The following is a 6,790-nucleotide window of genomic DNA, read 5'->3' as shown; positions in this document are numbered from 1 at the left end:
CCTAGGGCGCGCCCCCGTCAGGGCTGCGGAACAGGTCCCAGGAACCGGCCCCGCCGGCCGGGCTCACGGTCGTACCTCGATCCTCCCGATGCCGGTGCCCAGCGCTCCGCAGTGCGCCGTGGACTGGCCCGACTGGCCGGGCCGCAGGGTGACGCGGTTGCCGTCGACGTCCGGTGCCCAGCCGCACACCAGGTGCACCCAGAAGGTCTGCGTCGACCGGCCGTTGTTCTTGCACAGCGCGAATCCGGTGTAGCTGTCGTTGTGGTGCTTGCCGGTGTGGCAGCTCAGTCCGGGCGGGGTGGCCGCGCCCGCGGCGGCCGCCGCGGTGCTGCCCGGCAGGGTCAGCAGCACCGCGGCGAGGGCCGGGGCGGCGGCCGACTTGGCGGCGAGGCGGAAGAGTGGTGCGGTGACAAGCGTCATGGACTGCTCCTTGCTCGGAAACCTGGAGTGCTGGAATCGACTGCGCCGCCTCGTGCCTCCCCGACGGTCCGGCCGGAAAACTGGGCATACGTTGACACTTGGTGATATGGCGACGGCGTCGGAGCGGAACTCGGCCGACCGGCAGGCGAAGGAGCCGGCCGGCCGCCGTTGACTGCTGAAAACGATTCCTGGAAGCCTGCCGCCATGGCCCTCAACGCAGTCCTGGGCGTGGACATCGGCACCTCCAGCAGCAAGGGCGTCCTGGTCGCACTGGACGGCACCGTGCTGCGCTCGGCCGTACGCGAGCACGTCGTCGACCGGCCGGCTCCCGGCCAGGTGGAGATGGACGCCGCCGTGTGGTGGGAGGAGTTCGTCTCCCTCTCCCGCGAGCTGACCACCGGTGCCGAAGCGGACGTCGTCGCCGTCGGGCTCAGCGGTATGGGGCCCTGCGTCCTGCTCACCGACGCCGACGACACGCCGTTGCGCCCAGCGGTCCTCTACGGCGTCGACACCCGCTCCGTCGAACAGATCGCCCGGCTCAACGAGGAGTTGGGCGCCGAGGAGATCCGGCGCCGCTGCGGCTCGGAGCTGTCCAGCCAGGCCGCCGGAGCGAAGGTCGCCTGGATCGCGGACGAGGAACCGGAGCTCTTCGCCCGAGCCCGCCGCCTCTACATGGCCAGTTCCTGGCTCGTCCGCAAGCTGACCGGGGCCTACGTCCTGGACCACCACTCCGCGAGCCAGGCGACCCCGCTCTACGACACCGAAGCCCGCCGCTGGTACGCCCCGTGGGCCGACCGGATCGCCCCCGGTATCGAACTCCCGCCGCTGCGCTGGTCCGGCGAGGCGGCCGGCACCGTGACCGCAGAGGCCGCCCGCAGCACAGGGCTGCCGCACGGCATCCCCGTCATCACCGGTACTGTCGACGCCTGGGCGGAGGCGCTGAGCGTGGGCGCGCACCGGCCGGGCGACCTCATGCTGATGTACGGCACGACGATGTTCCTGGTCCACACCGTGCGAGGGCTGCTCACCCACCCCGCGCTGTGGAGCACCGTCGGTGCCCTCCCCGACACCCGCAACCTCGCGGGCGGGATGGCCACCTCGGGGGCGGTCACCGGATGGCTGCGGGAGCTGTTCGGCAACCCCGGATACCCCGAACTCCTGCGCCTCGCCGAGGACTCCGGGCCCGGCGCCAACGGGCTGCTGATGCTGCCGTACTTCGCGGGGGAGCGCACCCCCGTCATGGACCCGCTGGCCCGGGGCGTCATCGCGGGTCTGACCCTCTCGCACACCCGCGGGGACCTGTACCGCGCCGCGCTGGAGGCCACCGCCTACGCCGTACGGCACAACATCGAGGTCCTGGAGAAGGCGGGCGGCGACATCCGCAGGGTGGTCGCCGTGGGCGGCGGCACCCAGGGCGGGCTGTGGACGCGGATCGTCTCGGATGTCACCGGCCGGCCCCAGGAGCTGCGCGCCACCTCCATCGGTGCCTGCTACGGCGGCGCGCTGCTGGCCGCACAGCTGGTGACCGACGCCTCCATCGACGCGTGGAACCCGCTGCGCGAGACGGTCACCCCGCATCCCGAGGCCACCGCCCGGTACGACGAGCTCTACGGCCTCTACCGCGACCTCTACCCCGCGTCGGCCGAGGTGGCCCACGCGCTGGCGGCCCGCCAGAACCGCTGAGGGGCCACCGGCACCCCGTGTTCCGCCAGCGGCCCCACCGTCCACCCGGCGGCGCGGCAGCGGGCGACCAGACGGGGGAGGGCCGCAAGCGTCGTCCGCCACGAAGCGGGGGCGCTGTTGCGGTCGCTGTCGTGCAGCAGGACGGTCGCCCCGCCCGTCAGCCGCTCACACAGCTGCGCCAGCACGCTGTCCGGGTCGGCGCCCGGCTGCCAGTCGCGGCCCCAGGCGGTCCAGAGCACCGGCTGCAGCCCCAGTCGCCGCGCGGCCCACCAGCGGGTGGCCGTGAGCACCCCGAACGGCGGCCGGTACCAGCGCGGCTGAGTCCCCGTGGTCTCCCGTACGGCGGCCACCGCGCGCTCCAGACCGGCGCGGTCCGCCAGCGGGCGGGGCAGCCAGGGCGGCTGGTGCTCCCAGCAGTGCACGGCGGCCTCATGACCCTCGGTGACCATCCGCCGTACGAGGGCCGGATGGCGCAGTACCGCGGCGCCCTGCAGGAAGAAGGTGGCCCGCACGCCGAGCCGGTCCAGCTCCCGCAGGAAGTACGGCGTGGAGCGCGGGTCGGGCCCGTCGTCGAACGTCAGGGCGACGTGGTCGCGGCTGCCGCGCCCGTCCAGTGCGGGGAAGAGCACGGCCCGCACGGTCGGCAGCCAGGTCGCCGCCGGAAGGATGTCCGCCACCGCGACGGCTGCCGGGGCGGCCGCCAGGGCGGCCAGGAGACGCGGACGGTTCACCAGATCTCCTTCTCGGAGGTTCCCGCGACCGCCGGGGACCTGGCGAGCTGCACGCTCCCCACGCTGATCAGCGCCAGCGCGAACAACTCGGGCACCACCCGCCAGCCCAGCGACAGCCGCTCGTCGAACAGGGCCGCGCCCAGCACCACGCTCAAGAACGCGTCGCCCAGCGTGAGCGCGGGCTGGGACGCCACCAGTGTGCCCGCGTGCAGCGTCAGCTGCAGCAGCAGGAACCCCGCCGTTCCGGCGACGGCCACCCCATAGGTCTGCCACGCCGTCAGCAGCGCCACCAGTCCGTCGTCGGCCAGATGCGAGATCGCGTCCTTCATCAGCGCCGCCGTCACCCCGAACAGCACGGCGGTGGCCGAACCCAGCACGGTCGCCCGGGGAGCCGAGGGGAGCCGGAAGGCCACCACGACCAGCACCACCACCAGCGCCGCCATCAGCGGGGCCGCCACCAGCCAGCGGCCCGAGGGCACCGAAGCCGACCCGCCCGACGGCCACACCAGCCACAGCAGCGCCGCGAGCCCCAGCACCATGGCCCCGAAAGCCGCCCACGCCCGCTGCCCGGGACGCTGCCGGAACACCAGGCTGCCCAGCATCAGCGTGAACAGCAGCTCCGTGGTCATCACCGGCTGCACCACGGCCAGTGGCCCCGTCGCCAGGGCCCCCGCCTGGCACACGGCGGACAGCACCAGCGTGGCCGCGCCCCACAGCCACACCGGGCGCCGCAGCAGTCCCGGCAGCCACGACAACCGCCGCCCCGAAGGGCCGGGCCGCTCCACAGCGGCGGCCCGCCGCTGGAGCACCGAGGCAGCGGCGTTGCCCAGCGCGGCGAGCACCGCCAGCAGGACCGAGACCGCTGTCCACAGCACGTGGGCGCCTACCCGAAGCGCTGAGCCAGGCTGCGGAAGACCCCGGGCGCCGTCCCGTGCAGCCACGCGGGCATGGCCATCCAGGACGGTACGAAGGCGTTGGGGCGGCCCGTGCGCAGCGCCCGGTACACCGCATCGGCCACCTGGAGCGCAGGCACCGGCCGGGGCCGCTCGCGCCGGTAGGGAGCGCCGCGCCGCTGGAAGAACGGCGTGTCCACCACCCCCGGCAGCACCATCGAGATCCGCACCCCGCTCGGGGCCAGCTCGTAGCGGAGGCTGTCCGCGAACGCGGCGAGCCCCGCCTTCGTCGCCGCGTACACCGCCTCTCCTCGTACGCCGACGCTGCCCGCCAGGGAACCGATCAGCACCACCCGCCCGCAGCGCCGCTCCACCATGCCGGGCAGCAGGAGACGCACCAGGTGCAGCGTGGCGTTCAGGTTCACGGCCAGCACATCGTCGATGTCCCTGTGCGGCATCGTGGTGAACGGGCCGGCCCAGCCGATACCCGCGCCCGCCACCAGCGCGTCCACCCGGCCGCTGTGTACCAGAGCCTCCTCGGCCAGCCGCTCCCGCGCCCGGGGGTCGGCCAGATCGGCGGCCAGCGGCACGCCACCGGTGCGGGTCGCGACCTCCATCAGCCGCCCTTCATCCCGGCCGTTCAGCAGCAGCCGCCAGTCGCCGTCGGCGGCCAGCCGCTCCGCGACGGCCGCGCCGATGCCGGACGACGCGCCGGTCACCAGCGCCACCGGACGGTGCCCGTCAGGGCCGGAGTCCCCTTGAGGCTCGGCCTGGGCGCGTTCCGGCGGCCGGGCCCGTGCCGACCGCGAGAGCCGGTCCGCCGCATGCCTCGGGTGGCGGTGCCGCACCGCGGGGGCTCGGAGCAGAGGGTGCGTCGAGCGGCGGTCGGAGCTGCCGAGCCTGTCGAACACAGACGCCTCCGGTGAGCAGTACGGGCCGCGAGGGGCCGGGATGGGAGTGCCGGGGCACGAACAGGCCCCGGCTCCAGCATGGTGGCAACCGTGCCGCGCACCCGCCCTGAGCCCTGCCCGGGCCGACCGAACCACCTATTTGGCTCCCCTCCGGGGACTCGGCGGCGCCCGGGGCCGGACTCTCCCGCTGCGGTCCGGGCCCGGAAGCCGGGCGGCGCCTGGCCGGGTGGGCGCCTGGCCGGGTGGACTTCGACTGAGTGTCGCTACGCCGCCGCTGACGGCCGGAGACAGCACACTGGTCTACGGATGTGCCGAGGGTCTACGGACGCGCCGAGCCGCCCGCAGAGCCCGAGGGCACGTTCCCGGGCCGACCCCGTCCGGGTCCGCGCCGGTCCGCCCACCGACGACCCCGGGAGCCCCATGCCGCACCGCTTCCTGCTGCTGAGTGCCAGCATGGGCGCGGGCCACGACGCGGTCGCACAGGAACTGGCGCACCGGCTGCGGGCCCGCGGTCACACCGCCGTCGTCCGCGACATCCTCACGCTGCTGCCGGCCGGCACCGGCAGCCTGCTGCGCAGCTGCTACCGGGGCGCGGTACGGCATGTGCCCAGGCTGTACGGCGCCGTGTACGCGAGCTTTCTGGCGACGGCCGCAGCGCCGGGGCCACGCCCGAGCAGCGCGCCCCTGGCGGCCCTCGCCGAGCGGCCCCTGCTGCGGACGGTCGCCGACTGGCACCCCGATGTGGTCGTTCCCACCTTCCATCTGAGCGCCCAGGTGACCGGGCGGCTGCGGGCACGTGGTGCCCTCCAGGTGCCCGCGGCGGTCGTCGTGGTCGACTTCGCCGTCCACCGGGGCTGGCTGCACCCGGGAAACGACCTCCACCTGTGTGTCACCGAGACCGCAGCCGAGGAGGTACGGACCGCGACCGGCGGTCCCGCGCACGCCACGGGCCCCGTCGTACCGGCGCGGTTCTTCCGGCCCCGCGACGTGGACGGCTACTGGCGGGCTCTGCTGGACCGGCACGTCGCCGCGGCGGCGCAGCACACCACCCCCGTCTCGCCCGGACGCCCCGCCGTCCTGATGTCCACCGGCGCGTGGGGAGTCGGCACCCGGCTGCTGGAGACGGCACGGCACCTGGTGAGCCACGGCTGTGTACCGGTGCTGCTGTGCGGGAACGACGACCGCCTGCGGCACCGCGCGGCCCGCCATCCCGGACTGCTGCCGCTCGGCTGGGTGACCGACCTGCCCGGTCTGATGGCTGAGGCGCACGTACTGCTCGACAACGCGGCAGGACAGACCGCCGCGCAGGCCCTGGCTGCGGGCCTGCCCGTCATCGGCCACCGCCCGCTGCCAGGACACGCCGCAGCCGGGGTGCGGGCCATGGCGCGGGCCGGGCTCTCCCGGTGCACGGGAGGGAAGGGCGAACCGGCTCGCAGCGCCCACGAACTGGCTTTCCCCGGCCCGGCCCGGGACCGCCAGACGGCGGCAGCGCGGGCCGCCTTCCGTGCCGACGCCGCCGAGGAACTCGTGGAGCTGGCCGCACGGACGGCAGCGGTGGACTCCAGAGCGTGACGACCCGACTCGATCCTTTCCGGTGATTTGTGGTCTGTGCGGGGCGCCGAGGTCAGCCCGCCCCGAGCTGCTCGGCCAGATACGGGCCGTCGGAGCACACCCAGTATTCGACGAACCGGCCGTCGGCACCTCGCAGGATGTCGTTGCCGCGGAAGACCACCTCAGTGCCCGGTTTCGCGGTGGCCCCGGGGAAGCCTCCCTTGTATCTGCCGCGGCCGACCCAGCGGGCGCAGATCAGATCCCCCTGCACCACGGGTCCCACCTCGGTCTCGAAGGTCAGCCCGTCGAAATACTCCCGGCTCATGGAGACCAGGCTCGTGATTCCCTCGGGGCCCTTCAGCTCGCGGTCTCCGCCCGGCTGGATGGCTCCGTGGTGGATGGTGAACCCGGGGGCCGCGATCTCCTTCGCGACGGACAGGTCACCGTTCCACAGCTCCTTGAGCCAGCGCTCGTAGAGAGCGCGCAGTGTCGCCTCGTCCATGGACCCATCCTCCTGGACGAAGGAACAAGGGGCCAGACGGTGACCTGATGTGAGCAATTGCTGGTGCTGCGTGCGTGCGACGGAGGCGAGGCCGGGGTT

At 74.1% G+C, this 6,790-nt stretch carries 7 protein-coding genes; 2 read left to right on the top strand and 5 right to left on the bottom strand.

What is annotated here, in order from left to right; all coding sequences use genetic code 11:
* Window positions 1–63: 63 nt before the first annotated feature.
* Complete coding sequence (locus JW592_RS32270) at window positions 64–420, bottom strand: hypothetical protein (RefSeq protein ID WP_209268844.1); 357 nt, start codon at window positions 418–420, stop codon at window positions 64–66.
* A gap of 204 nt (window positions 421–624) precedes the next feature.
* On the opposite strand from JW592_RS32270, the gene JW592_RS32265 reads away from it, so the two are divergent.
* Entirely contained in the window at window positions 625–2,103 is a 1,479-nt protein-coding gene (locus tag JW592_RS32265) for an FGGY-family carbohydrate kinase (RefSeq protein ID WP_209268843.1), read from the top strand.
* Here JW592_RS32265 and JW592_RS32260 read toward each other — a convergent pair.
* The 3 genes from JW592_RS32260 to JW592_RS32250 are packed head-to-tail and all read right to left on the bottom strand — an operon-like array spanning window position 2,049 to window position 4,455.
* The gene (locus tag JW592_RS32260) at window positions 2,049–2,837 is read right to left on the bottom strand and encodes a polysaccharide deacetylase family protein (RefSeq protein WP_229377230.1); all 789 of its coding nucleotides are present in this window, start codon (window positions 2,835–2,837) and stop codon (window positions 2,049–2,051) included. The two genes, JW592_RS32265 and JW592_RS32260, sit on opposite strands and share 55 nt — an antisense overlap.
* On the bottom strand, window positions 2,831–3,709 hold the full coding sequence (locus JW592_RS32255) for a DMT family transporter (protein WP_209268841.1): 879 nt from the start codon (window positions 3,707–3,709) through the stop codon (window positions 2,831–2,833). The genes JW592_RS32260 and JW592_RS32255 overlap by 7 nt, the downstream gene beginning before the upstream one ends.
* An 8-nt stretch (window positions 3,710–3,717) precedes the next feature.
* Window positions 3,718–4,455: an SDR family NAD(P)-dependent oxidoreductase gene (locus JW592_RS32250; RefSeq protein ID WP_307805622.1), complete on the bottom strand. Its 738-nt coding sequence runs from the start codon at window positions 4,453–4,455 to the stop codon at window positions 3,718–3,720.
* A 603-nt stretch (window positions 4,456–5,058) separates the two neighbouring features.
* Between JW592_RS32250 and JW592_RS32245 the strand changes: the two genes are divergently transcribed.
* The gene (locus JW592_RS32245; RefSeq protein WP_209268840.1) at window positions 5,059–6,210 is read left to right on the top strand and encodes an MGDG synthase family glycosyltransferase; all 1,152 of its coding nucleotides are present in this window, start codon (window positions 5,059–5,061) and stop codon (window positions 6,208–6,210) included.
* Window positions 6,211–6,262: 52 nt separating this feature from the next.
* Here JW592_RS32245 and JW592_RS32240 read toward each other — a convergent pair whose 3' ends face one another.
* Complete coding sequence (locus tag JW592_RS32240; protein ID WP_209268839.1) at window positions 6,263–6,691, bottom strand: ester cyclase; 429 nt, start codon at window positions 6,689–6,691, stop codon at window positions 6,263–6,265.
* Window positions 6,692–6,790 lie beyond the last annotated feature (99 nt).

Source organism: Streptomyces spirodelae (assembly GCF_017676385.1).
In the GTDB taxonomy this organism is placed as follows: domain Bacteria; phylum Actinomycetota; class Actinomycetes; order Streptomycetales; family Streptomycetaceae; genus Streptomyces; species Streptomyces spirodelae.
This window is presented reverse-complemented; position numbering and strand designations above follow the sequence as displayed.

Excerpts from the sequence above, each read along its gene's own strand:
- JW592_RS32265 (WP_209268843.1), top strand. The coding sequence starts at position 625 with ATGGCCCTCAACGCAGTCCTGGGCGTGGACATCGGCACCTCCAGCAGC.
- JW592_RS32270 (WP_209268844.1), bottom strand. The coding sequence starts at position 420 with ATGACGCTTGTCACCGCACCACTCTTCCGCCTCGCCGCCAAGTCGGCC.
- JW592_RS32245 (WP_209268840.1), top strand. The coding sequence starts at position 5,059 with ATGCCGCACCGCTTCCTGCTGCTGAGTGCCAGCATGGGCGCGGGCCAC.
- JW592_RS32240 (WP_209268839.1), bottom strand. The coding sequence starts at position 6,691 with ATGGACGAGGCGACACTGCGCGCTCTCTACGAGCGCTGGCTCAAGGAG.